This window comes from Xanthomonas floridensis (genome assembly GCF_001642575.1).
GTDB classification, from domain to species: domain Bacteria; phylum Pseudomonadota; class Gammaproteobacteria; order Xanthomonadales; family Xanthomonadaceae; genus Xanthomonas; species Xanthomonas floridensis.
In genome coordinates this window covers 63,842-87,035 of record NZ_LXNG01000016.1, presented here as the reverse complement: position 1 = coordinate 87,035, position 23,194 = coordinate 63,842, and the positions used below count along the sequence as shown (strand labels likewise).

Here is a 23,194-nt window from a genome sequence, read left to right as displayed (position 1 = left end):
TTTATTAACTGTCAGTAAGTGATGGAGACGGTCACCGTGTCGCTGTAGGCGCCGGCGATGGGCAGTTGCGGGGCGGGCGCGCGGCCATACACAGTCACCGTCTGGGTGACGCCGTTGCCGGTACCGGCCAGGGTGTCGAGCCCGATCGTGGTGCCCCAGCGGTTGCTGCGCCCGGCGTCGCGGTACAGCTCGTAGGTGATGTAGTTGGCGCTGCTGGCGTGGCGCATGCGGCGGGTGCTGCCGTTGGCGTTGCTGCCGACATCCAGGCCGATGTTCCAGGCGGTGCGATTGGTGCAGGCCAGGCTGATGGTGGAACTGCGGTCGATCGCGTTTTCGATACTGCCTGCAATGCTGCCGAAATCCAGGTCGGTGGTGACATAGGTATTGCAGCGCGCCGGCACATTGGCCGAGGCGGTGAACGGGAACGCGTTGCTGGTGGTCTTGGCGCCACTGGTGGCGGTGTTGCAATCGGCGGGCTGTTGGACGCCGCCGATCACGCTTTCGTTGTAGGCGTAGCGCACCACGGTATCGGCGCCGCCGAAGGTGCTGGTGTGGTTACCCACCGACAGCGTCTGGCTGCCGGGGATGCGCCCGTACAGCGTGACGGTGGTGGTTTGCGAGCCGCCGGTAATGACCGGCACCCCGTAGGCAAAGTTCAGCACCACCGGCGACGGTGTGGTGGAGTTGGCCGCGCCCCAGATCTGGGTGCGCGCCGCGTCGCTGTAGATCTGGTAGCCCAGGCTGTCGCCGGTGGCATTGCCCAGGCGGCGCGGCGTGTACAGCCCGGCACTGGCACTGCCGGGACCAAGGTCCAGGCATAGCGTCACCCGTGCGTTGCCCAGCACGCTGAGTGCGGCGGTGGCGCAGGACACATTGAGGGTGGCCACCCCGTCGGTGGCGCCGTTGGCGGCCACGTTGCCGAAGGCCAGGGGGGTGCCCAGGGTGACGGTGCAGACGGTGTCGGCCTGCGCTGGCGCGCTGGGCGCCAGCCACAGCGTGGCCAGGGTCAGGATCAGCAACGCCTGCCAGAGCCGGTGCGCGATCATGGGGTGCGCTCGGCGATGCAGGGCAGCGGGCCCACGCGTGGAATGCCGCCGGAGACCACGGGATAGGCGAATTGCGCAACGCAGCGACCCTGCGGGGTATCGACCAGGATGCGGTTGTCGCGCTGCAGGTTGTCCAGATAGGTCTCGCCGTCGTAGCCGACCACCACCCGCCCGGCATCGCCCTCGCGTTGCACCAGGCTGCCCACCGGCACCGGGGTGCCGGTGGCGTCGTGCAACACGATGATTGCTGCCTGCACCCGGGTGATGCCGAAGCGCACCGCCACGCCGGACTGCTGGCGCGGGGTGACCGTGGTATCGACCCGGTCCACGCGCAGCTCCGCCGGCAGGCTCAGGGTGTCGATCGACAGCTGATTGCGCTGCCACGATTGCAGCGGCGTCACCAGCAGGGTGCCACGCGCATCGGTGACGCCGATCAGCCGATTCTCCAGCCGCACCGGAATGCCTGGCTGCCCGTCGGTGGAAACCACCGCGAACGAATCCTGGATGTCGCGCGCCGCAAAACCACGGCCGTTCATCCACACCAGGCTGCCGCTGGCGCTGGCATAGCCGAAGGTGTCGCCACCCTGACTGGCGGCGCCGATGGTGTAGCGGCCGACCCGGTTCAACCAGCCCAGCTCGGCCAGGCCGCCACTGGCGTCGTCGCCGGCGCGCCCCTGCAGCCGCCAGCCGATGCCGCCCAGGTCGCCATCGCCGGGCAGTGGCTGGCTGACATCGGCCACAAACCCGGTGCGATTGCCGTTGCGCTGCATCGAGGCGCTGGCCTGGCGGATCTCGCCGAAGGTGGTCGACAGCGACAGATACACGCTGCGGTCGCTGCGCACATCCAGGTTCTGGTTGGCCGACAGGTTGGCGGCCCAGTTGCGCCCGAAGCTGCGCGACCAGAACACGCTGGCGTAGCGCGAGGTGTCGCCCTGCGGATAGCTCAGCCGCACGTAGCTGGTGCCCAGCGAGCCGATCGCGGCAAGGTTGACGCCGAACACGACGCGGTCGCTGATGCGCGCCGGCAGGCTGCCCTGCAGCGCTCCCAGATCGCGATAGTCGCCATGGGTGCGCTGGGTCCCCAAGTTGAAGTTGAAGCGGCGGTTGTTCCAGGCATAGCCCAGCACGTACTGGCCGCCGCCCAGGGCGTGCATGCGGCTGTGCGCGTAGGCCGCGTTGAACACCCCGCCGGCGCCGAGCAGCCAGATCCCGCCGGCGCCGGCATTCACCACGCCGCCGCCGGCTTCGGTATGCGCCTCGATGGTGAAATCATCGCGCAGCCCCTTGCGCAGGGACGCGCTGGCCACCGGCTGCGATGCGTAGGCGAACGAGCGCACACCGTAATCGCGGCGCAGGTGGCCGATGCCGGCCGACCATTCGGAAATGCCGCGCGCCAGCAGCTGCGGCGTTCCGTAGAACGCAAAGTCCAGCCGGCGCACGCGGCCGAACGCGTCGGTCACCACGATCTGCGCCTGCCCGGTGCCGCTGATGCCCGGTTGCGCAGCCAGCTGGAACGGGCCGGCCGGTACTTGGCCGCTGTATTGGCGCAGGCCATCGACATATAGCTCCACCGTGGAGGGCACAACCGCCTCGCCCAGGAAACTGGGCGTGGGGGTCAGTACGCGATACGGCTGCAAGGCGTAATTGCGCCCGATCTGCACTCCGCCCAGGCGCAGCGAACGGCTCCAGTCGACGAAGCCACTATAGAAATCGCCGACCCGCAGGCTGGTGGCGGTGTCGGGGAAATCCATCTGCCAGGCGCTGTCCAGGCGCACCGCTTCGCTGCGCCAGCGCTGGTCCTGCGGACGGTCATAGGCCAGGAACACGGCGGTGGTGTCGACCATGCCGCGGCCGATGCCGAAGCCGCGCAGCTCGGTGGCCAGCGATACGCTGCTAGCGCCGGTATTGCGTGTGGCGTACAGGTCGTAATTGAGCAACATGCCCGGCGATGCGGTAGCGCTGGGCGGGGCAACGTCTTCGGCCTTGAGGACGGTGGTCGATAGCGACAGCTGCGCCAGCGGGGCCTGCAATGCAAGCCGCTGCAGGGCGGCGTCGTAGCGCACCTCCACATCGCGCAGGCTGTCCAGCGCGACCTGCTCGTCGGCGGCGCGATCGGACAGGACGAAGCCGAGCTTGCGCAGCGTGTCGACCGAGGCGCGCAGGTGGCCATCGACCATCTCGAAAGGCGCCAGGCCGCGGTCGGCCTGATTCAGGGTCACATCGAGATACAGCGTCTGTGGCTGCGGGGTAGCGGCTTGCGCGGGCGGGTCGGGCAGCGAGGTCATGTCGGCCAGGTCGCTGGCCGCGACGCTGCCCACGCAGCCGGTGGCGGCGAGCAACGTCATCGCCAGCCGGGCCGCGTCACGGGGCTGCAGGCACGGCCAGCAAGGTGCGTTCGTCGGCCTCACCATTGATCCTTGCGACGATGGAGCCGCGCGCGAACTGCGCCACGGGGGCGCCCAGCGACCAGCGCATGGTCTGGCCGGGCAGCACATAGCCGACCAGGCCGTTCAGCGCGCTCTTGGTCGCGCCGTCGACGCGGTGTTGCAGGTCGGCCACCTGGGCGTGCCCATTGCCGGTATTGCGGATCTGGATCTGCGCGGTGCCGTCGCTGCCGGCAACTACCTGGGCACTCAGGCTGGGCGCCGGTTCGCTCTTGCCCGGCGGCAGCACGAAGATCGGCACCGAGTAGCGCAGCACGAACTGCATGCCTTTCTTGTCCGCATCGGCGCTGGGAAGTTCATCGACGATGATGCGGTAGCAGCGTTCCTCCCCAGCGGGGGGCGGCCCGGCGCGAATCACCCGGATCAGCTGGCGCTCGCCGGCGGCCAGGGTACGCATCGGTGGACTGACCAGCAGCTCCTGGGTTGGCTCGAGCTGGTCCTGGCCATCGCGTTGGGTCCAGCGATAGGCGCGGGTCTGCACCTGCACCGGCGCACCGCCGCTATTGCTCAGCCACAGTCCATCGGCGGCCTGCTCTGCACTCAGGCTGAGCGAGGTCGGGGCCAGCTGCAGGCTGGCCGCATGCGCCGGTAGCGGCAACCAGCCGCCGACCAGCACCAACAGCAGCGCCAGTCCTGACCGGATCAGCCAGAAGGGTGGGCGAGATGGCAGGCGGGAATGCAGGGGCATGCGCGGACTCAATAGATGATCGTGGCAGTGATCGTGTCCTGGTAACTACCGGTGGCGGGGTTGTTGGCCGACGGGTTGGTCACTCGGCCGTAGACCGGATAGACCTGGTTGATGCCGGTGGCGGTGCGGCTCAGCGTGTTGGTGCCGGTGGTGCTGCCCCAGACGGTGCTGCGGCCCAGGTCCTGATACAGCTGGTAGGCGATGAAGTTGTTGGTGGTAACCAGCGGGTCGGCATTCTTCATGCGGCGGGTGGTGACGTCGTTGGCGGTCCCCGCGTTGCTGCCCGCGCTCAGCGCGATGTTGTAGGGCGTCAACGCAGTGCACTGGGCGGTCACGCTGCCGTTGGCGTCGGCGTTCGCGGTCGAGGTCGACAGCACCGAACCGAAGTCCACGTCGGTGGCGGAGGCGGCGGTGATGGTGCAGGCCTTGGTCACGGCGATCTTGACGTTGAAGGTGGTGGTATCTGCTGCGGTGGCGACGCCGATGGTCGAGAGCAGGCCGAGGGACAGCAGGACAGGGCGGACAGTACGCATGGACATTTCCTTGACCGGTCAGGTCATTGATGGCGCGACCACTCGTCGCTACCCATGCAATGCATCCGCCGTGCCAAACATAACGGCGAATTCATCTTGTATCTACCTGTTTCCGCTCGATCTTTCGCCTGATTTTCGATGTCTTGCGGATGACTTCGCTAAGCCGAATTTTGACGCTGCGTGCACACGATCACAGATGAATAGGCGCCAGCGGCGGTTTCCTGCTGCCCGGTCTGCTTAGGTGACGGCAAGGCGTCGCGTAAAAAACGCTGTACCGGGTCGTTCAGATTCAGCCCGGATCGGCGATAATCCCTGCCATGAGCGTCAATCTGAAAACCAAAGAAGAAATCGAACTGATGCGTGTCGCCGGCCGCCTGGCCGCCGAGGTGCTCGATGTCGTGGGCCCACACGTCAAGCCGGGCGTGACCACGGCCGAGCTGGACCGCATCTGCCATGACCACATCGTCAACGTGCAGGGCACCATTCCTGCCAACGTGGGCTACCGTGGCTTTCCCAAGAGCGTGTGCACCTCGGTCAACAACGTGATCTGCCACGGCATCCCCAGCGCGGCCAAGGTCCTGAAGGAGGGCGACATCGTCAACATCGATGTCACCGTCATCAAGGATGGCTGGCACGGCGATACCAGCCGCATGTATTACGTGGGCACGCCTTCGGTCATGGCCAAGCGGCTGGTGGAAACCACCTACGAGGCGATGTGGCGCGGTATCCGCGCGGTCAAGCCGGGTGCCACGCTGGGCGATGTGGGCCACGCGATCCAGAAGTTCGCCGAAGCCGAGCGCTTCAGCGTGGTGCGCGACTACTGCGGCCACGGCATCGGCAAGGTCTATCACGACGAACCGCAGGTGATGCATTACGGCCGTCCCGGCGAGGGGTTGGTACTCAAGCCGGGCATGACCTTCACCATCGAGCCGATGATCAACGAAGGCACCTATCACCATAAGACCCTGCCCGACGGCTGGACGGTGGTGACCAAGGACCGCAAGTTGTCCGCACAGTGGGAACACATGGTGGCGGTGACCGAAGACGGCGTGGATGTGCTGACGCTGTCGGCCAACTCGCCCGCGCCGGTATGACGGACGCGCCGGCGGAGCGACCCGACCCGGGCGTCGCCGGCGACGCGGAATGGGCAGCACAGGCCCGTCCGCTGCTGGTGCATGCGGACATGCGCCTGTGCAAGCGCTTCGACCAGGGCGAACCGATCGAACGGCTGGTGGCACTGCGCGCACGCGCAGTCGATCAATTGATGCGCAACGCCTGGACCCGCTGCATCCCGGCCGACAGTGGCCTGTCGCTGCATGCGGTGGGCGGCTACGGGCGCGGCGAGCTGTTCCCGCGCTCGGACGTCGATGTGCTGGTGCTGGGCGAAAGCGCGGCCCAGCAACAGCATGAGCAACACCTGGCGCGCCTGTTCGCGCTGCTGTGGGACGTGGGCCTGCCGATCAGCCACGCAGTGCGCTCGCCCGCGCAATGCACGGTGGCCGCGGCCGACCAGACGGTGCTCACGGCGCTGATCGAATCGCGCGCGCTGGTGGCCGATGGCGAGGCGCGCGCGGCGCTGGCGAAGGCGATCGCGCCGCAACAGGTGTGGCCGCCGCGGGATTTCTTCCAGGCCAAGCGCGAGGAGTTGCTGGCGCGCCATCAGCGCTTCGGCGATACCGCCGACAACCTCGAACCCGACATCAAGGATGGCCCGGGCGGCCTGCGTGATCTGCAGACCTTGGGCTGGATGGCGTTGCGCGCGTTCGGGGTCAAGGATCTGGAAGCGCTGGTCGGGCTGGGGCATGTTGGTTTCGACGAAGCGGCCGCGCTGCGGCGCGAGCGCGAGGAACTGGCGCGGCTGCGCTTCGGGCTGCATAGCGTGGCCAACCGGCCGGAAGAGCGCCTGCGCTTCGATTACCAGAAGACCCTGGCGCAGCGGCTGGGCTTTGCCGACGACCCGGAAAGCCTGGGCGTGGAAAAGATGATGCAGCGCTTCTACCGCAGCGCCGCGTTGATCCGTCGCATCAGCGATCGTCTGCTGCAACGCTTCGAAGAACAGTTCGACGGCGAAGCGGTCCCCGAGCCGCTAGGCGACGGTTTCAGCCTGCGCCGCGGCTACCTGGCCGCCGATGCCGACAGCTGGCCCGAAGGCAATGTGCTGCAGGTGTTCGCGTTGTTCGCGCAATGGGCCGCGCATCGCGAGGTGCGCGGACTGCATTCGCTGACCGCGCGGGCACTGGCCGAGGTGCTGCAGCAACTGCCGGCCTACGACGTTGCCGATGCTGCCACGCGCGACCGTTTCATGGCGCTGCTGCGCGGCCAGCGTGCGGTGGAAACGCTCAACCGCATGGCGCGGCTGGGCGTGCTGGGGCAGTGGATTCCTGCGTTTGCCAGCGTCTCCGGGCGCATGCAGTTCGACCTGTTCCATGTCTATACGGTGGACCAGCACACGCTGATGGTGTTGCGGAACATCGCGCTGTTCGCCGCCGGCCGCGCCGACGAGCGCTTTTCGATCACGCATGAAGTCTGGCCGCGCTTGCGTAAACCCGAACTGCTGCTGCTGGCCGGGCTGTTTCACGATATCGCCAAGGGCCGCGGCGGCGATCATTCCGAACTGGGCGCAGTGGATGCGCGTGCGTTCTGCCTGGCGCACCGTCTGAGCGAAGGCGATACCGAACTGGTGACCTGGCTGGTGGAGCAGCACTTGCGCATGTCGGTCACCGCGCAGAAGCAGGACATCTCCGACCCGGAAGTGATCCACCGTTTCGCTACCCTGGTCGGCACGCGCGAGCGTCTGGATTATCTGTATCTGCTGACCTGCGCCGACATTGCCGGCACCAGCCCCAAGCTGTGGAATGCATGGAAGGACCGCTTGCTGGCCGACCTGTATTTCGCCGCACGCCGCGCGTTGCGCGAAGGGCTGGAGCATCCGCCACCGCGCGAGGAACGGCTGCGCGAGGCCCGCGACTCCGCGCGCGCGCTGATGCAGGCGCAAGGGCATGACGATGCCACCATCGATCGCCAGTTCGCCGGCATGCCGGACGAGAACTTCCTGCGCTTCCGTCCCGAGCAGCTGGCCTGGCAGGCCGCCTCGTTGATCGAGGTGGAGATCGGCCAGACGCTGGTCAAGGCGCGCCGCGCAGTGCCGGATAACGATGCGCTGGAAGTGTTCGTGTACTCGCCCGACCGCGACGGCCTGTTTTCGGCGATCGTGGCTACGCTGGACCGCAAGGGCTACGGCATCCACCGCGCACGCGTGCTGGATGCGCCGCACGATGCGATCTTCGACGTGTTCGAGGTCCTGCCGCAGGACAGCTTTGCCGATGGCGACCCGCAGCGGCTGGCTGCAACCTTGCGTCAGGTGCTGGCCGGCGATCTGGCCAAGGTACGCCCTGCACGACGCGCGGTGCCGCGCCAGTTGCGGCATTTCCGCTTCGCGCCGCGGGTGGAATTCAGCGAAAGTGCCGGCGGCCGCCGTACCCGCATCAGCCTGGTCGCACCCGACCGGCCCGGCCTACTCGCCGATGTCGCGCATGTGTTGCGCATCCAGCACCTGCGCGTGCACGACGCGCGCATCGCCACCTTCGGCGAGCGTGCCGAAGATCAGTTCCAGATCACCGACGAGCACGACCGCCCGTTGTCCGAACCCGCCCGGCAGGCGCTGCGCGACGCGCTGTGCGCCTGTCTCGATCCCGCCTAGCACTCCGGAGACCCCCCATGGCCACCAGCAAGAAGACCGCGCGCAAGCAGAGCGCGACCACCACCAACGCAGCGTCCAAGTCCACGGGCGCAACGCGCGGCAAGGCTGCCAAGGCGCCGGTTGCCGCCGCCAAGCCGGTTGTCGGTGTGGGCAAGAAGAGCGCTACTGCTGGCGCGGTCGGCAAAAAGACTGCCGGGCCTAACGCAGCAGGCAAGAAGACCGCTGCACAGAGGGCTGTCAGCAAGACGGCGACCGCCGCCGCGCCGCGCGTGGCCAAGCAGCCGACCAAGGTGGTCTCTGCACCGGCCGGCAAGAAGGCTGCTGCGGCGAAGAAGCTGCCGATTGCCGAGCAGGCCGTGCACAGCGTCGCAACGCAGGTCGGCAGCGATGAACTCAAATTCGGTATCGAAAGCGCGTTCGAACGTCGCGCGACGTTGACCATGGACGAGATCGACGGCTCCACACGCGCCATTGTCACCCGTGTGATCGACGGCCTGGAAAGCGGTGAATTCCGCGTGGCCGAGCCGGACGGGCAGGGCGGCTGGACCGTCAATGAGTGGTTGAAGAAAGCGGTGCTGCTGTATTTCCGCGTCAACGAGATGGCGGTGATCGACGCGCAGCCGGCGCCGTTCTGGGACAAGGTGGAGTCGCGCTTTGCCGGCTTCCACGAAGCGGAATTCCGCAAGGCCGGCGTGCGCGTGGTGCCGGGTGCGGTGGCGCGTCGCGGCAGTTACTTCGGCAAGGACGTGGTGCTGATGCCGAGCTTCACCAACATCGGTGCGTATGTCGGCGAGGGCACCATGGTCGACACCTGGGCCACGGTGGGCTCGTGCGCGCAGATCGGCAAGCATTGCCACCTGTCCGGCGGCGCCGGCATCGGCGGCGTGCTCGAACCGCTGCAGGCCAGCCCAACCATCATCGAAGATCATTGCTTCATCGGCGCGCGCTCGGAAGTGGTTGAAGGCGTGGTCATTGGCCATCACAGCGTGATCGGCATGGGCGTGTTCATCAGCCAGAGCACGCGCATCTACAACCGTGCCACCGGCGAGATTTCCTACGGCTATGTGCCGCCCTACAGCGTGGTGGTATCCGGCCAGTTGCCGTCCAAGGACGGCTCGCATTCGCTGTATTGCGCGGTGATCGTCAAGCAGGTGGACGCCAAAACGCGCAGCAAGACCAGCGTCAACGAGCTGTTGCGCGGTTTGGCCGATTGAGTACCGCACACGCGCCTGCCGGCGCCCTGCTATCGCGTCCGGCCAGTGGCTGGATGCGGTGGGGCATTCCCGCCCTGTGGCTGGGATGGGCTGCGCTCTACGTGGTGGGCTCGCTGGTGCGCGACGGCGTCCCGCAGCAGCTGGATGTGCTGCGCTGGCTGGCGCCTGTCGTGCTGGTAGGGCTGACCGTGCGGCACCTCGTGTCATGCAGGCGATGGGCGCAGGTGCGCGATGCCGGCGATGCGCTGGAGATCACCCGGCAGGGGCGATCGCAGCGCGTGGATTTTGCGCAATTGCGTGCGGCCGTTCCTGCCTGGCGGGTCCCGCCGATGCGGCTGGCATTGAAATTCCACGGTGAGCGCGCACAGGTGGTGTTCCTGCCCGCACATGGGCTGGACCCCGCCGAGTTGGCCACCACCTTGCTGGCGCGTGCAGGCGCGCGCCAGGCAGTTGAAGAGAGCACGACATGACCACGCTATATGGATTGAAGAACTGCGATACCTGCAAAAAAGCCACCAAGTGGCTGGACCGCTTCGGTGTGGCCTACACGTTCGTGGATTACCGCGACAACAAGCCGTCGCCGGAGACGCTGCTGGAGTGGGCCGGCAAGGCCGGCGGATTCGATGCCTTGATCAACAAATCGTCCACCACCTGGCGGCAGTTGCCCGACAACAAGAAGGTGCCCGGCTCGGAGGCGGAGTGGAAGTTGCTGTTGCGCGAGTATCCGCAACTGATCCGTCGTCCGGTGGTGGTGAGCGACGACGGAGCACTGACCCAGGGTTTCTCCGATAACGGCTTCAAGCAGCGCTTCGGCGTGGGCTGAGTCGCGCCGCTGCATGCAGACTGCGGCGACGCTGCAGGCCTGCGCCTGCTGTTTCGATAGTGCAGGATCAACTCACGCCGCGCTCGGCGGCCTCCACGCAGGTGATGCTCCATGAACGATGTGCTGGATTTGACCCGCGATCTGATTGCACGCGCGTCGGTAACGCCGGTCGACGCCGGGTGTCAGGCAATGCTTGCGCAACGTCTGGAAGCGGCCGGTTTCAGTTGCGAGCACCTGCGTCTGGGCGAGGTCGATAATCTATGGGCCACGCACGGCAGCGGTGCGCCGGTGCTCGTGCTGCTCGGGCATACCGATGTGGTGCCGCCCGGCCCGCGCGAGGCGTGGACCAGCGATCCGTTCGATCCGCAGATCCGCGATGGCGTGCTGTACGGGCGCGGCGCGGCCGACATGAAGGGAAGCGTGGCTGCGTTCGTGGTGGCGGCCGAGCAGTTCGTCGCCGCGCATCCGCAGCACCCGGGCACGCTCGCCGTGCTGCTGACCAGCGACGAAGAGGGCGATGCCATCGACGGTGTGCGGCATGTGGCACGCCTGTTCGCCGAGCGTGGCCAGCAGATCGATTGGTGCATCACCGGCGAGCCATCCTCCACCGAGCGGCTGGGCGATCTGCTGCGGGTCGGCCGCCGCGGCAGCCTGTCCGGCAACCTGGTCGTCAGCGGCGTGCAGGGCCACGTGGCGTATCCGCACAAGGCACGCAACCCGATCCACCTGGCGGCACCGGCGCTGGCAGAACTGATCGCGCGCCGATGGGACGAGGGCTTTGAAAGTTTCCCGCCCACCAGCCTGCAGATTTCCAATATCCATGCCGGCACCGGCGCCAACAACGTGATCCCCGGTGAGCTGCAGGTCGCCTTCAATCTGCGCTATACCCCGCATTGGGATGCGCCGCGGCTGGAAGCGGACATCACCGCCATGCTCGATCGACACGGGCTGGACTACACGCTGCGCTGGCATCGCAGCGGCGAGCCGTTCTATACGCCGGAGGGGCGCCTGCGCAGTGTCGCGCGCGAGGTGCTGGGCCAGTTTGCCGGGGCACCACCGGAGGAGAGCACCGGCGGTGGCACCTCCGATGCGCGCTTCATCGCGCCGCTTGGCGCGCAATGCATCGAGGTCGGCCCGGTCAACGCCAGCATCCACCAGGTCGACGAGCACGTACGTGTGGCCGATCTGCAGGCCCTGCCTGCGCTGTATTGCACGTTGGTCGAGCGGCTGCTGATCGAGTGAGTAGCGGTGCCTGGAGCTGCGCACACAACGACGGCGCAGCTACCAGGCGGGCGCGGCCGCTGCCCGGCATCGGATGTACCTCGCGCCCACTCCGGTGCTGAGTGCGTCGTCCACGCCCAGCCGATCACTGCGTGCGACGTTCTGTTAGCCGCTCCTGGCTCTCGTTGCCGCTGAAACAGTTGCGCCAGCGAAAACGAACGGTTAGCGTCAGCTGCATGGTCATCTGCCTCGCCAACCTCAATAACGCCAACCGCAATGCCCTGCGCGCGAATAATCGTGCGCGGCCGATGCGGGTCTGCGACTAGGCGAAGTACAACCAAACGCCCAGGAATCAGAAAACCCGCATCGGCCGATGCGGGTTTTTTTTTGGGCGTCACTTGCATGCAGCATGCTCATCCATCGGCCATCCATCCCCGTCGTTTCATCAGGAGTGTTTCCATGTGTTCCATCTTCGGCATTTTCGGCCTGCAACCCGGCGACGATCTGCAGGCTTTGCGCCGGCAGGCGCTGGAATGTTCGCAACGGCAGCGGCATCGCGGTCCGGACTGGAGCGGTGTGCATGTCGATGCCGGCGCGATCCTGGTGCATGAGCGCCTGGCCATCGTCGATCCTGCCGGCGGCTCGCAACCGTTGCTGTCCGCCGATGGACAGCTGGTGCTGGCGGTCAACGGTGAGATCTACAACCATCGCGAGCTCAAGGCCGAACTGCTGCAACCGTATGCCTTCCAGACCGGCTCCGATTGCGAAGTGATCAATGCGCTGTACCGGGAGGATGCGCCGGCCTCGTATCTCAATCGGCTCAACGGCATCTTCGCGTTCGCGCTGTGGGACAAGGCGGCCGGGCGGGTGATCATCGCGCGCGATCCGATCGGCGTGGTGCCGCTCTATTGGGGTCACGACCGCGAAGGACGGTTGCGGGTGGCCTCCGAACTGAAGTCGCTGGTGGACGATTGCGCCGATGCCGCGCAGTTTCCGCCGGGCCACTGGTACGACAGTGCCACCGGCGCACTCAGTCGCTACTACGAGCGTGCCTGGCGCGAATACGGCGAGGTGGAAGGCGTGCAGGTGCCGCTGCAGGAACTGCGGCAGGCCTTCGAACGCGCAGTGCATCGCCAGCTGATGACCGACGTGCCCTACGGCGTGTTGCTGTCCGGCGGCCTGGATTCGTCGCTGGTTGCTGCCGTGGCGGCGCGCTACGCCCGCCATCGCATCGAAGAGAACGACACCACCGAAGCCTGGTGGCCGCGGCTGCATTCGTTCGCGATCGGTCTGAAGGGTTCGCCGGATCTTGCCGCTGCCGAAGTGGCTGCCGCGGCGATCGGCACCGTGCACCACGGCTTCGAATACACCTTTGATGAAGGGCTGGATGCATTGCCTGAGGTGATCCGTCATATCGAGACCTACGACGTCACCACCATCCGCGCCTCCACGCCGATGTTCCTGCTGGCGCGGCGGATCAAGGCAATGGGCGTCAAGATGGTGCTGTCGGGCGAGGGCAGCGACGAAATCTTCGGCGGCTATCTGTACTTCCACAAGGCGCCCAACGCGCGCGAATTCCACGAGGAACTGGTGCGAAAGCTCGATGCGCTCAACAACTACGATTGCCTGCGCGCCAACAAGTCGATGATGGCCTGGGGCGTGGAGCCGCGTGTGCCGTTTCTGGATCGCGAGTTCCTGGATGTGGCCATGCGCATGGATGCCAGCCACAAGATGATCGACAAGACCAGTGACGGCGCAATTCGGATGGAAAAAGGCGTGCTGCGCGAGGCATTTGCCGGGTATCTGCCCGAATCGATCCTGTGGCGGCAGAAAGAGCAATTCAGCGACGGCGTGGGTTATGGCTGGATCGACGGGCTCAAGGCGCATGCGGCCGCGCATGTCAGCGACCGCGAACTGGCCGCGGCCGACCGGCGCTTTCCGGTCAACCCGCCGCAGACCAAGGAGGCGTATTTCTATCGCAGCCTGTTCGAGCAGTTCTTCCCCAGCCAGGCCGCGGCCGAAACCGTGCCCGGCGGCAAGTCGATTGCCTGTTCCTCGCCGACTGCCATTGCCTGGGACGCGAGCTTTGCCGCGATGGCCGATCCTTCCGGCCGCGCCATCGCAGGGGTACACGCGCAGGCGCTGGCGTCGTAACCCGCTGCAACCGCAGCGGCCGGCGCGCAGCATGGCGCTGCCGGCCGCCGTGGCCCCAGAGCGCCTGGCAACACTGCATGGTCGCCAGGCGGGCTTGGCCGGGACTCGGAATCGGCGTGTGCAGCCCGTACACCCCGGCATCTGAGCACGCCGTCCATACCCACTTGGCGACCGTGCGCTACGTGCTGTCAGCGGCGCTTATTGCTCGTGGCGCACGCAGTAGCCATAACGCTGCGGTTCGATATCCACGCCTGCCACATCGGCCTGGTTGTTGCGCCACAGGTTCGGCTTGAAGTCGGCGGCGGTGCAGTTGGCCGCACGGTCCACACCGATGGTGTAGGTGAATGGCGTGTTGGCGAAGCGATTGTTCTCGAACACGTTGTCCTGGCTCATGCTGTTGTCCCAGCACAGGATTTCCGGGGTGCGATAACGGATGGCGCAGGCCAGGAACACGCCGGCCACCTTGTTGCCATCGAACACGTTGTTGCTGAAGCGGTTGCGTCGCGCATCCGACAGGTAGATGCCCTGGCTGCCATTGCGCTCGAAGCGGTTGTTGCGGATCTCGCTGTCTTCCAGGTGTTCGGTGGTCAGGCCTGCAGCCACGTTGTCGTGGATGTAATTGTTGACCATCGTGACCTTGGCGGTGCGGTTGAACGACACGCCGTCCCAGATCGCGCCGGACACATCGTTGTTTTCGATGGTGATTTCGCGCGTGTCGTATTCGCTCAGCAGGCAGGCACTGCGGCATTTGTTGACCTGCAGGCCGGCCAGCCGAATGCCCTGGCCGGAACGCACCACTACCGCGCTGTTGCTCAGATACGGACGTTCGGGCATGAATTCCTTGTCGCCGGTGCTGGCGACGATCTGCATATCTTCGATGCTGACATTGCGGATCACCCCGGTGGGCTGCTGATTTTCGTAGTCGCCGACCACCAGCGCCGGCTGCTGCACGCCATCGGCCATGCGCAGTACGGTGCTGGGGCCCTTGCCGCGCAGGGTCAGGTTGCCGCGGTGGATCGAGACCAGACCATTGAGCGGGAATTCGCCTTTTTCCAGGCACAACACGGCGGGCTTGTCGCCTTGCGGCAGTTTGTCGATGGCTTTCTGCAGGTCCTGGCCGGGCTTCACCTTGGCGGTGCAACTGGCCACGGGCGCGGCAGGCGGGCCGGCTGGGGTCGGTGGCGCGGCCGAACAGGCGGCGGCGAACACCAGGGGCAACAGGGCGGAAACGGAGCGGGCAAGCTGAGGCATGCGGATTCCGGTCAGTGGGGGAGGAGGGCGATCGTGCTGGAGCAGGCTCCTGATCGCGACGGCCTCTAGTGTGTCCCACCGGACGTTAAGTTCCAGCCCATGCGCGCCGGCGCGATTGGGCGCAGGTTCATTGCCTGCGCCCGCCCGCGATGCGGGATGTGCGCCACGCCGCAGTGTCGACAACGCGCATCGTCGTCGACACGCGCGCGGTGTGACGCATGCGTTGCGCAGGTGGAAAGAACGCTGCCCGCATGCCTTGCGCACGCGCACAGCGATGCACTCGGAGCGATCAACAGACCTGCTGCGCCGCCGAGAAGGCGCCGACAAGGCAGCTGCGATCAACGCCCGGAATCGGCCGATACAACGCGTCCATTCCGGTTGTCAGTTCGCCGCCTGCATCCAGTTGGTAGCTGCACGCGACGTTCTGCCCGCCATGCTTAGAAGCTGTAGGCCAGCTGCGCGTAGAGACGGCGTGGCTCGCCAGGGAAGTGCCCGCCGCGGGCATTGAAGCCGCTGACTGCATAGACCTTGTCGAACAGGTTCTTGACGTTGACCTGCAGCTTCCACGCATCCCACTGGGTTTGCCAGCTGATGTCGTAGATCGCAGACGGCTTGACCCGCTGACCCTCCAGGCTCACGCGTTCGCCCACGTAATCGGCGCCAAACGCGACGGCCGAGCGCCAGGCCGGCAGGTCGTAACGCGTCCACAGCCCGAAGGTATTGCGCGGCGCATTGGCGAACCGGTCGCCGGAGGCATTGGTGATGCCATTGGTGCCGGCATCGAGCACGCGTGCATCGTTGTAGGCGTAGGTGAGGTTGAGCACCCAGCGCTCGGTGAGGTCGGCAAGCAGGTCGACCTCCAGCCCTTCGCTACGGACCAGGCCCAGTGCGGACAGCTGATTGACGCCGTCCACGATCTGCCCGTTCGCCTGCACGATATTGCTGCGCTCGATGCGGTAAAGCGCAGTGTTCAAGGTGAGCCCGCCATCGTTGAGCGCGGTCTTCAGGCCCAGCTCCCACTGCTTGCTGCGTTCCGGGTCGAACGGCCCGCCCACGCCCGCATCCTGGTTTGCCGCATCCTGCGGCACGAAACCGCTGGCGTAACTGGCATAGGCATTGATGCCCTCGCGCAGTACCACGGTGCTGCCCACGCGCCAGCTGAGATCGTTGCCGGTGACGCGCGAATCATCCAGCAGGTTGTCGTCCTTGAAGCCGTCCCAGCGCAGCCCGGCCATCGCATGCCAGCGCGGGGTGAGGGTGAGTTCGTCCTGCAGATAGGCGCCATGGCGCTGGCTGCGGGTGCTGGTGGCGCGCCAGGGCAGGGTGTCCAGGCCGTAGTCATAGAAACCGCTGCGGCCGTACACCGGGTTGAACAGGTCGATGCCCGGCACCGGTCCACGCACGCGTCCGGTATCTGCGGTGTTGGCGGTCTGCGCGCGGAAGTCGGCATCCAGCCGATAGTAGTCGGCGCCCATCAGCAGCTTGTGCTCGATACCGCCGGTGCTGGTGCGAAACACCGCGTTGAGGTTGCCGGAGATCGCATCGTTGTCGCGGTACTGGTTGCGCAACTGGCGCGTCATCCATTCGGCGGTGCCATCGCGATCGCGATCGATCAGGCCCATCGGCTCGTGATAGATCTGATGCTCATCGTTCTTGAACCAACGCAGTGCCATGTCCACATCCCACACGCTGGATGGCGAAAAGCGGTATTGCGCGAACGCCACCTTGGCGCGCATGTCCAGGAAGTCGGTAGGCTCGTTGTGGTTCCAGCGCCGGTCGGTAAGGAAGTTGCCACCGTCGTCCACCGGCACGCCGCGCAGGCGATTGCCGCCCAGGTTCTGGGTGATGTCGGTGTATTGCAGGACCAGTTCACCGGTCTGGCCGATGTCGAACGCCACCGAGGCATCACCGATCTGGCTCTGGCTGTCGGTATTCCAGCGAAATCCGTCTTCGCCGTCGGCATACGCACCGATGCGGTAGCGCACGCGTCCGTCCTCGCGCGCCGGGCCGGTGGCTTCGAACGAGGCCGCACCGAAGGATTGGTTGCCCACCTGCAGCTCCACCCGCCGCTGCGCCTGGTGTGCAGGTTTGCGGGTGACATAGTTGATGACGCCGCCCGGTTCGCCGCCGCCATACAGGGCACCGGCGGGGCCCTTGAGCACTTCCACCCGTTCGATATTGAACAGCTGCGGCACCGAGAAACCGGCATACGGATCGCCACGCAGCCCGTCGTACAGCACGTTTTCCTGGCGGAACCCACGCAGGGTGACGCCGGCATAGCTGAAGAAGCTGATGCCGCTGATGCTGCGGTATAGGTCGGTGATCTGCCGCGCAGCCTGATCGTCGATCAGCTCGCGCGGCAACACCTGCACCGACTGCGGCACCAGCGCCAACGGGGTGTCGGTCCGCGTGGCTACCGCCGCGTCGTCGGCTTTGTACAAGGTCTGCGCACGGCCGATGACGTTGACGCCATCGAGCTCGGTGACATCGGTGTGGGCGTGTTGCTGGGCGGCGGCGCGCGGCGAGGGCAACGCCAGCGCGGCGGCGAGTGCGGTGACAAGGAGCGTGGGGCGCATTGTTCACTAATGGGAATGGTTATCAAATGCATCTTAGCATGTTGTGCTTGCTTGATTGCGCGGATCGACGGCGAAGCAATGGCTGCAGGTGCACGGATGTGCAGAGGCGTGCGATGTGCACGCGCAGACGCCGATACAAGTCGCAGAAGTGCCAAATCGCCAAATCGCAGAAGTGCAGAGCACCCCTTCTCCCACCGGGAGAAGGTGCCCGAAGGGCGGATGAGGGTGCGAGCGAAGCCCCGTGCTGCATGTCGGGCAGGAAGCCGTTCGTAATGCAGAAGGCTGTTTGAAACCTGCGCAGAATGCAGAAGGCTGTTTGAAACCTGCGCAGGATGCGTGGCATCGCGTTCCATCGGTGGCACGAAATACACGCGCGCACTCGCCCCAACTCCGCTCTGCGCCCCGGCCAGCGCTTGCGGCGCAGCCACTCCAAGGCTTACACGCCAGTAAGCCGTGCCTTCTTTTCGCGGGGGGAGAGGGGCTTGCATGAGCATCGGGCGCTTGCTGTTCCCGGAAAGGGATCGGTGCAGTTCAACGATGTCTTTTGCTTTCGATCAAACCCCGATTGAGCGTCGAGCTCGTGTCGATCGACCAGGCAACACAAGCACGCCCGTTTCGTCGCGTCGATCAACGAGCAACGCGAATGCACCAACTTTCTCGTGTCGATCGACGAGGCGACCCGAATGCGCTCAATTCTCGTGTCGATTAACGAGGCAATGCAAACACGCCGGCTTCCTCGTATCGATCAACGAAGCGCCACTCGATCAACGAAGCGCCACAAACATGCCTACTTGGGCTGCAACTGCAGCGTATAGCGGGTGGCGGTCGGCAAGAATGGGGTGGGCCGGCCATGTACCCAATCGTCGTGCCCGGCCCCCCAGAATGGCGATAGCGGGTGTCCGCTCTGGCCGCCCGGCATGTGCACGATGCCGTCCTGCTCGTGGCCGGGCGACACCACCATGCGTTCGGAGGCGCCGAATGCCGGGCCTTGCACGCGCGGCATGTCGCGATCGCCTGGCAGTTGGTCGGGCGGCATGCATAGCCAGCGCTTGGCAAGCGCAGGCAATGCCCGCGCGATCGGGTGACAGATGGCGGCGGTGTTGCGGTCGCCCCAGGTGCGCTCGCTGAGCGGCTGGCCCGGCTCGCCTTGTGCGAGTAGCGCAGTGTGCGCATCGCGCGCGGCATCGATGAGGAGCTGATCCCAGCTGGCGTGGTCTGGTGACAGCAGATGCGCGGGGCGCTGCTGCAGCAATGGCCAGACGATCCCTTCCAGCTGTGCCCGCCGCGGCGCCAGGAACGCCTCGCCCAGCGCCGACTTGGCCGGCGCCAGCAGGCCTGCTTCCACCGCGTCGATGGTCTTGTTGCGGAAGTCGCGCACGATGCGGTAGCTGACCGAGCTGGCGGACGCATGGCCGTCCCACTGCCGCGTGGCGCGCTCGATCTGCTGCAATGCCGGGTCCTTGCTGTGCGTGACCACGCCACGCAACAGCTGCCACCAGCGCGTCAGCAGCACCGCGCGATCGTCCAGCTGGATCGCCAGCAGGTCGCGTTCGGTAAACCGCTGCTTGGCGAACAGGTCGTCGCGGATCTGCTGCGCCCGCGCTCCGAGGTCGTAGCCCGCGTTGCCGAGGATCGCCAGCTGCTGCGCGTCGACGACGCGGCTGTTGGCGGTCCAGAGCCGATGCGAGGGCGGGTCGACCAAGGCCGGCGCGTCATCGCTGCGCACCGGCCAGGGCGTGCAGCCAGCCGCGCGCGTGGCTGGCTGCGGTGTTGCCGGCAGTGGGGTGCTCGCCAACTCGGCGATGCCGGTCGGGCTGCAGCCAGCATTGCGCGCAGGGCGCGCGCCGATCAGGCGCCAGGCGATGCGTCCGCTGCGATCGGCCACCAGCAGGTTCTGTGCGGGAATGCCCGAGCGGTCCGCCACGGCGAACGCGCCCTCCAGGTCGCCGGCGCTACTCATCTGCGCAAAATCCAGGCGGATCGCGCCGGGCAATTGCGCGGCCCAGCGCAACGCCAGCAGGCTGCCGTCGGCGTTCGCGTGCACGATCGGCCCCCAGGCCGCTTCGCGCACGTCGAAGCGTACCGGCGCGGCGCCGGCCACGCGGATGGTTTCCACATGTGTGGTCAGCGCTTGCGGATGCGCGGGCGTTGCAGCAGGGATGCGTGCGAAGTCGGCGGTGTCGATATAGCTGTTGGTGAAGGCCCAGGCCACATGCCCATTGCTGCCCACCACCATCGCCGGCAGGCCGGGCAGGGTGAAACCGGTGACATCCACCTTGCCGTCGGGGGCGCTGGTGTCGGGATAACGCAGCCGCGCGCGGAACCAGATATTGGGCGCGCGCAGGCCCAGGTGCATGTCGTCGGCGACGATGGCGCGGCCGTCTGCGGTGAGCGTGCCATCCACCGCGAAGTTGTTGCTGCCCGGCGTGGGCTGCTCGGTGTGCGGTGTGGTGGGCGAATGCGGCAGCCGGCGCAAGTCCAGCGCTGCCGCATCCGGCAAGCTGGCATCGCCCTGGGGCGGGCCGAACAGGGGCGCATCCCAGCTCGACCCCTGGTGATCGAGCAGCGCGCCCAGCGCAGGCGGCACCACGGCGCGAATGCGTGCGGTGGCCAGTTCGGTCTGGTTGTCGTTGTCCTGCAGGTCGGCATACATCGCCATGCCGGTGAGGATGGAATCTTCCATGCTCCAGGCGCGCGGGGTCTGGCGCAGCAATAGGTAAGGCCAGGGCCGCACCCGCAACGCCGCCAGCCCGGCGTTCACGCCGTCGGTATACGCCTGCAGCGCATCGCGCTGGTCGCCCATGGCGATCTCCAGGCTGGCGCGCACGCGTGCACGCAGCCGATGCACGCGATTGCGCTTGTCCAGATCCAGCGCCTTGGCACCGAACAGCTCGGACAGCTCGCCGGCGGGCGCACGCCGCATCAGGTCCATTTCGAAGTAACGTTCCTGCGCATGCACGTAGCCGAGCGCACGCATCGCATCGATCCGGTCCTGTGCATCGATGGTGACCACGCCGTTGCCATCGCGCTGCACGCCCACCGATGCACGCAGGCCGGCGAGCGCAGTGGCACCTTCCAGCTGCGGCAGGCTGCCGCGCAGCAGCAGGTAGACGGTCGCAACGGCGGCCAGCGCCAGCACTACGATTCCCAGCGATAGCCGGCCCAGCCATTGACGCATTGTCGGTTCCTTGAGTTCGGTTGGGAGTGGCGCATGCGGCAGGCGGTTAGCGGTTGGCGATGGGCAGGCGGCATGACCAGTCGGCAGTGTACGAGTGGCAGATGCCGATTCGACGCCCGGCCGGGCCGGAGTGGCCGCGGCAAGGCGGTTGGCCCGTTGGGGGCAGTGTCGCTGCCGCTCGTGACCGTGATGGGTCTGGCCGCAAGCGCAACTGAAAGTGATTCCGATTAGATCATTGCCCGCCCGCATAGGGCACCATGCGCGCATTGCGTCGCTGGAGCACACCATGAAAGGCCATCCCGAAGTCGTCGATTACCTCAAGCAGCTGCTGCGCGGCGAGCTGGCGGCACGCGACCAGTATTTCCTGCACTCGCGCCGCTACGAGGACCAGGGCCTGATGGCGCTGTACGAGCGCATCAACCATGAGATGCAGGAAGAGACCGAGCACGCCGACGCGCTGCTGCGCCGCATCCTGTTCCTGGAAGGCGACCCGGACATGCGCCCGGCCGAGTTCACCCCGGGCAAGACCGTGGTGGAGATGCTCGAGCGCGATCTGGTGGTGGAATACGAAGTGCGCGCCGCGCTCGCCGCCGGCATGAAGCTCTGCGAGGAGCATGGCGACTATGTCAGCCGTGACGTGCTGCTCAAGCAACTGCAGGACACCGAAGAAGACCACGCCTGGTGGCTGGAGCAGCAGCTGGGCCTGATCAAGCGGATCGGGCTGGAGCTGTACCAGACCTCGAAGATCGACAAGGGCCACGTCGCCGGTTAAGTGGCAAGTGGCGTGGCAGACGCGGCGTGGCGTTCGGCAAGGCGGAGCGCTGCGCTGCCCATCGGGGGCGCTGAGCAGGGCAGTTTCTCTTGCCATGGGTAGCAGTGCTGACCAGCTGGGCAAGTCGCCTGCGTTCGTTAGCACAGGGCCGCTATCGCGTTCGTGCCGTGCGGCGCCGGGATGCAGGGCGTCAACGACGGCGCGCAGCTGGCCTCGCGTGGCCCCGCGCCTGGAGCGACGCACTGGGCCCGAACGTCGGCAACCCGAGGTCGCTGCTGCATTAGTACCAGCCAGTGCAGCGTCAGGCCCGGAACATGGGCCGCGCATTGCCCCGTCGGCACTCAGCAGCGTTGCAGGCGATAGACCGCAGTGGTCAGTGCGGTGACACCCTCGGCGCGAAAACGTGGCTCCTGCTCGAGGATGTCGCGCTGTTCCAACTGCTGCACCTGCCACTGCGCATCGAACAGCGCATGCACTTCGGCGGCATCCACCGCGAAGGGTGGGCCGGATTTTTCGGCCTGCGGATAGTCCAGGGTGATCAGCAGCCCACCGCAACCGGCCGGCAGGCGCGCGTAGGTCGTGCGCAGATACTGCTGGCGCAGGTCGGCGGGCAATGCCACCAATGCGGCACGGTCATACACCGCCATGCAATCGGCCAACACGCTACGATCGAGTGCGAACGCGTCGCCACAGATGATCTCGATGGGGCCGGCGATGAAATGCTCGCCTGCGCTGCTGGTGTGGCGCCGCGGCTGCAGGCCCGCTTCGGCGAAGAATTGCGTTACGGCCAGCGGCGACAGCTCCACGCCCAATACACGATGGCCTTGCGCAGCCAGCCAGTGCATGTCCAGCGTCTTGCCGCACAGCGGTACCAGGACGCGTGCGGCATGTGACAGCTGCAGTGCGGGCCAGTGCTTTTGCAGCAGCGGCATGACCTCGTCCTGATGAAAGCCTGTCTGTCCGTCGTGCCAGCGTTGCAGCCAGAAGTCTGTGTCCATGGTCTCGTCGTGTCGGTGCAACCCAGTGCGGGGCCGCGCTTACGAAAAAACGCGCCTGTGTGCGTCACGCGGCAGGGGCTGCTCAGGGTTGCGGGTGATGGAATTGGTTTTGCAGCCAGGCGGATCGATCAGATCGCCGGCCGCGTGGTTGCATGCCGGGGCGCTCACCAAACTATGCCAGCTGCGTTAGTCCAGACGCTACAGCACCTGCCGGAATCAAATCGCGTGACTGGGTGATTCAACGAACTGGTGGACGTGCAATGAGCAGCAATCCCTCTGCATCGGCAGAGGCCTGGTCGTAATGAACCAGGCCACAAAAATCCGTGTCGACCATGATGCCGTGGCCAAGATGGCTCCAGCTCTCGTGGCCCGGAAGATAATCGGCTGTGTCCATACAGGCAACGATAGTCCCGCGGTAGTGCGTGTCGATCTCGATCAGATCACCGGCTTTTGCTTCCTGGCCATCCGCATACAGCATTGGACCTTCCAGCCAAGACACCGCAACGCGGTGCGTTGATGATCCGCGCCTCAGCAGCCTGAGGCGACCGCACTGCCAGTCGCGCCGCTGCGCGCCGGGTAAGTGAAACGCCGTTACT

Annotated in this window: 17 protein-coding genes and 2 other RNA genes; 10 read left to right on the top strand and 9 right to left on the bottom strand. The window is 66.3% G+C overall.

Annotated features, from left to right (window positions below):
• Positions 1-11: 11 nt before the first annotated feature.
• From A7D17_RS10750 to A7D17_RS10735, 4 genes are read right to left on the bottom strand one after another with little or no spacing between them, the layout of a single operon-like run.
• On the bottom strand, positions 12-1,046 hold the full coding sequence (locus A7D17_RS10750) for a Csu type fimbrial protein (RefSeq protein WP_064509066.1): 1,035 nt from the start codon (positions 1,044-1,046) through the stop codon (positions 12-14).
• Positions 1,043-3,391 (bottom strand): fimbria/pilus outer membrane usher protein, encoded by a 2,349-nt coding sequence (locus A7D17_RS10745; RefSeq protein WP_064509065.1) that lies wholly within the window; start codon positions 3,389-3,391, stop codon positions 1,043-1,045. The genes A7D17_RS10750 and A7D17_RS10745 overlap by 4 nt, the downstream gene beginning before the upstream one ends.
• 16 nt (positions 3,392-3,407) lie before the next feature.
• Positions 3,408-4,178: a fimbrial biogenesis chaperone gene (locus A7D17_RS10740; protein WP_064509064.1), complete on the bottom strand. Its 771-nt coding sequence runs from the start codon at positions 4,176-4,178 to the stop codon at positions 3,408-3,410.
• An 8-nt stretch (positions 4,179-4,186) separates the two neighbouring features.
• Positions 4,187-4,711, bottom strand: coding sequence for a Csu type fimbrial protein (locus A7D17_RS10735; RefSeq protein WP_064509094.1), 525 nt, complete (start codon positions 4,709-4,711; stop codon positions 4,187-4,189).
• A 317-nt stretch (positions 4,712-5,028) separates the two neighbouring features.
• Here A7D17_RS10735 and map point away from each other — a divergent pair, with 317 nt between their 5' ends.
• The 9 genes from map to A7D17_RS10690 all read left to right on the top strand — a co-directional run bounded on the left by map (position 5,029) and on the right by A7D17_RS10690 (position 14,017).
• Positions 5,029-5,805, top strand: coding sequence for a type I methionyl aminopeptidase (map, locus tag A7D17_RS10730; protein ID WP_064509063.1), 777 nt, complete (start codon positions 5,029-5,031; stop codon positions 5,803-5,805).
• Positions 5,802-8,411, top strand: a complete 2,610-nt coding sequence (locus A7D17_RS10725) for a [protein-PII] uridylyltransferase (RefSeq protein WP_064509062.1) — start codon at positions 5,802-5,804, stop codon at positions 8,409-8,411. The genes map and A7D17_RS10725 overlap by 4 nt, the downstream gene beginning before the upstream one ends.
• A gap of 17 nt (positions 8,412-8,428) precedes the next feature.
• Positions 8,429-9,625 carry a 2,3,4,5-tetrahydropyridine-2,6-dicarboxylate N-succinyltransferase gene (gene dapD, locus A7D17_RS10720; RefSeq protein WP_064509061.1) on the top strand — a complete coding sequence of 399 codons (1,197 nt, stop codon included), beginning with the start codon at positions 8,429-8,431 and terminating at the stop codon, positions 9,623-9,625.
• On the top strand, positions 9,622-10,095 hold the full coding sequence (locus A7D17_RS10715; RefSeq protein ID WP_161946539.1) for a pseudouridine synthase family protein: 474 nt from the start codon (positions 9,622-9,624) through the stop codon (positions 10,093-10,095). Before dapD ends, A7D17_RS10715 begins: the two co-directional genes overlap by 4 nt.
• Positions 10,092-10,448, top strand: a complete 357-nt coding sequence (locus A7D17_RS10710; RefSeq protein WP_064509060.1) for an arsenate reductase — start codon at positions 10,092-10,094, stop codon at positions 10,446-10,448. The genes A7D17_RS10715 and A7D17_RS10710 overlap by 4 nt, the downstream gene beginning before the upstream one ends.
• 111 nt (positions 10,449-10,559) lie before the next feature.
• A complete protein-coding gene (dapE, locus tag A7D17_RS10705) occupies positions 10,560-11,690 on the top strand; it encodes a succinyl-diaminopimelate desuccinylase (RefSeq protein ID WP_064509059.1) in 1,131 nt (376 codons plus the stop codon).
• 73 nt (positions 11,691-11,763) lie between these two features.
• A non-coding RNA gene (locus A7D17_RS10700) (sX9 sRNA) lies at positions 11,764-11,840 on the top strand.
• Between the two features lie 288 nt (positions 11,841-12,128).
• Positions 12,129-13,823 carry an asparagine synthase B gene (asnB, locus tag A7D17_RS10695; protein ID WP_064509058.1) on the top strand — a complete coding sequence of 565 codons (1,695 nt, stop codon included), beginning with the start codon at positions 12,129-12,131 and terminating at the stop codon, positions 13,821-13,823.
• 116 nt (positions 13,824-13,939) lie between these two features.
• Positions 13,940-14,017, top strand: a non-coding RNA gene (locus A7D17_RS10690) — sX9 sRNA.
• A gap of 4 nt (positions 14,018-14,021) precedes the next feature.
• Here the strand turns inward: A7D17_RS10690 and hpaM are convergent.
• The 3 genes from hpaM to A7D17_RS10675 all read right to left on the bottom strand — a co-directional run bounded on the left by hpaM (position 14,022) and on the right by A7D17_RS10675 (position 20,828).
• Positions 14,022-15,074 (bottom strand): type III secretion-associated outer membrane-bound protein HpaM, encoded by a 1,053-nt coding sequence (gene hpaM / locus A7D17_RS10685; RefSeq protein WP_064509057.1) that lies wholly within the window; start codon positions 15,072-15,074, stop codon positions 14,022-14,024.
• Positions 15,075-15,511: 437 nt separating this feature from the next.
• Positions 15,512-17,650, bottom strand: a complete 2,139-nt coding sequence (locus A7D17_RS10680) for a TonB-dependent siderophore receptor (RefSeq protein ID WP_064509056.1) — start codon at positions 17,648-17,650, stop codon at positions 15,512-15,514.
• Between the two features lie 787 nt (positions 17,651-18,437).
• Entirely contained in the window at positions 18,438-20,828 is a 2,391-nt protein-coding gene (locus A7D17_RS10675; RefSeq protein ID WP_064509055.1) for a penicillin acylase family protein, read from the bottom strand.
• 286 nt (positions 20,829-21,114) lie between these two features.
• On the opposite strand from A7D17_RS10675, the gene bfr reads away from it, so the two are divergent.
• Positions 21,115-21,600 carry a bacterioferritin gene (gene bfr, locus A7D17_RS10670; RefSeq protein ID WP_064509054.1) on the top strand — a complete coding sequence of 162 codons (486 nt, stop codon included), beginning with the start codon at positions 21,115-21,117 and terminating at the stop codon, positions 21,598-21,600.
• A 341-nt stretch (positions 21,601-21,941) separates the two neighbouring features.
• On the opposite strand, the gene A7D17_RS10665 is transcribed toward bfr, so the two are convergent.
• Together A7D17_RS10665 and A7D17_RS10660 are read right to left on the bottom strand one after the other, a co-directional pair.
• On the bottom strand, positions 21,942-22,598 hold the full coding sequence (locus A7D17_RS10665; protein WP_064509053.1) for a thiopurine S-methyltransferase: 657 nt from the start codon (positions 22,596-22,598) through the stop codon (positions 21,942-21,944).
• A gap of 238 nt (positions 22,599-22,836) precedes the next feature.
• The gene (locus A7D17_RS10660) at positions 22,837-23,076 is read right to left on the bottom strand and encodes a hypothetical protein (RefSeq protein WP_064509052.1); all 240 of its coding nucleotides are present in this window, start codon (positions 23,074-23,076) and stop codon (positions 22,837-22,839) included.
• Positions 23,077-23,194: the final 118 nt, after the last annotated feature.

Coding starts and splice junctions, on each gene's coding strand:
- A7D17_RS10750 (WP_064509066.1), bottom strand. CDS start 1,046: ATGATCGCGCACCGGCTCTGGCAGGCGTTGCTGATCCTGACCCTGGCC.
- A7D17_RS10745 (WP_064509065.1), bottom strand. CDS start 3,391: ATGACGTTGCTCGCCGCCACCGGCTGCGTGGGCAGCGTCGCGGCCAGC.
- A7D17_RS10740 (WP_064509064.1), bottom strand. CDS start 4,178: ATGCCCCTGCATTCCCGCCTGCCATCTCGCCCACCCTTCTGGCTGATC.
- A7D17_RS10735 (WP_064509094.1), bottom strand. CDS start 4,711: ATGCGTACTGTCCGCCCTGTCCTGCTGTCCCTCGGCCTGCTCTCGACC.
- map (WP_064509063.1), top strand. CDS start 5,029: ATGAGCGTCAATCTGAAAACCAAAGAAGAAATCGAACTGATGCGTGTC.
- A7D17_RS10725 (WP_064509062.1), top strand. CDS start 5,802: ATGACGGACGCGCCGGCGGAGCGACCCGACCCGGGCGTCGCCGGCGAC.
- dapD (WP_064509061.1), top strand. CDS start 8,429: ATGGCCACCAGCAAGAAGACCGCGCGCAAGCAGAGCGCGACCACCACC.
- A7D17_RS10710 (WP_064509060.1), top strand. CDS start 10,092: ATGACCACGCTATATGGATTGAAGAACTGCGATACCTGCAAAAAAGCC.
- dapE (WP_064509059.1), top strand. CDS start 10,560: ATGAACGATGTGCTGGATTTGACCCGCGATCTGATTGCACGCGCGTCG.
- asnB (WP_064509058.1), top strand. CDS start 12,129: ATGTGTTCCATCTTCGGCATTTTCGGCCTGCAACCCGGCGACGATCTG.
- hpaM (WP_064509057.1), bottom strand. CDS start 15,074: ATGCCTCAGCTTGCCCGCTCCGTTTCCGCCCTGTTGCCCCTGGTGTTC.
- A7D17_RS10680 (WP_064509056.1), bottom strand. CDS start 17,650: ATGCGCCCCACGCTCCTTGTCACCGCACTCGCCGCCGCGCTGGCGTTG.
- A7D17_RS10675 (WP_064509055.1), bottom strand. CDS start 20,828: ATGCGTCAATGGCTGGGCCGGCTATCGCTGGGAATCGTAGTGCTGGCG.
- bfr (WP_064509054.1), top strand. CDS start 21,115: ATGAAAGGCCATCCCGAAGTCGTCGATTACCTCAAGCAGCTGCTGCGC.
- A7D17_RS10665 (WP_064509053.1), bottom strand. CDS start 22,598: ATGGACACAGACTTCTGGCTGCAACGCTGGCACGACGGACAGACAGGC.
- A7D17_RS10660 (WP_064509052.1), bottom strand. CDS start 23,076: ATGCTGTATGCGGATGGCCAGGAAGCAAAAGCCGGTGATCTGATCGAG.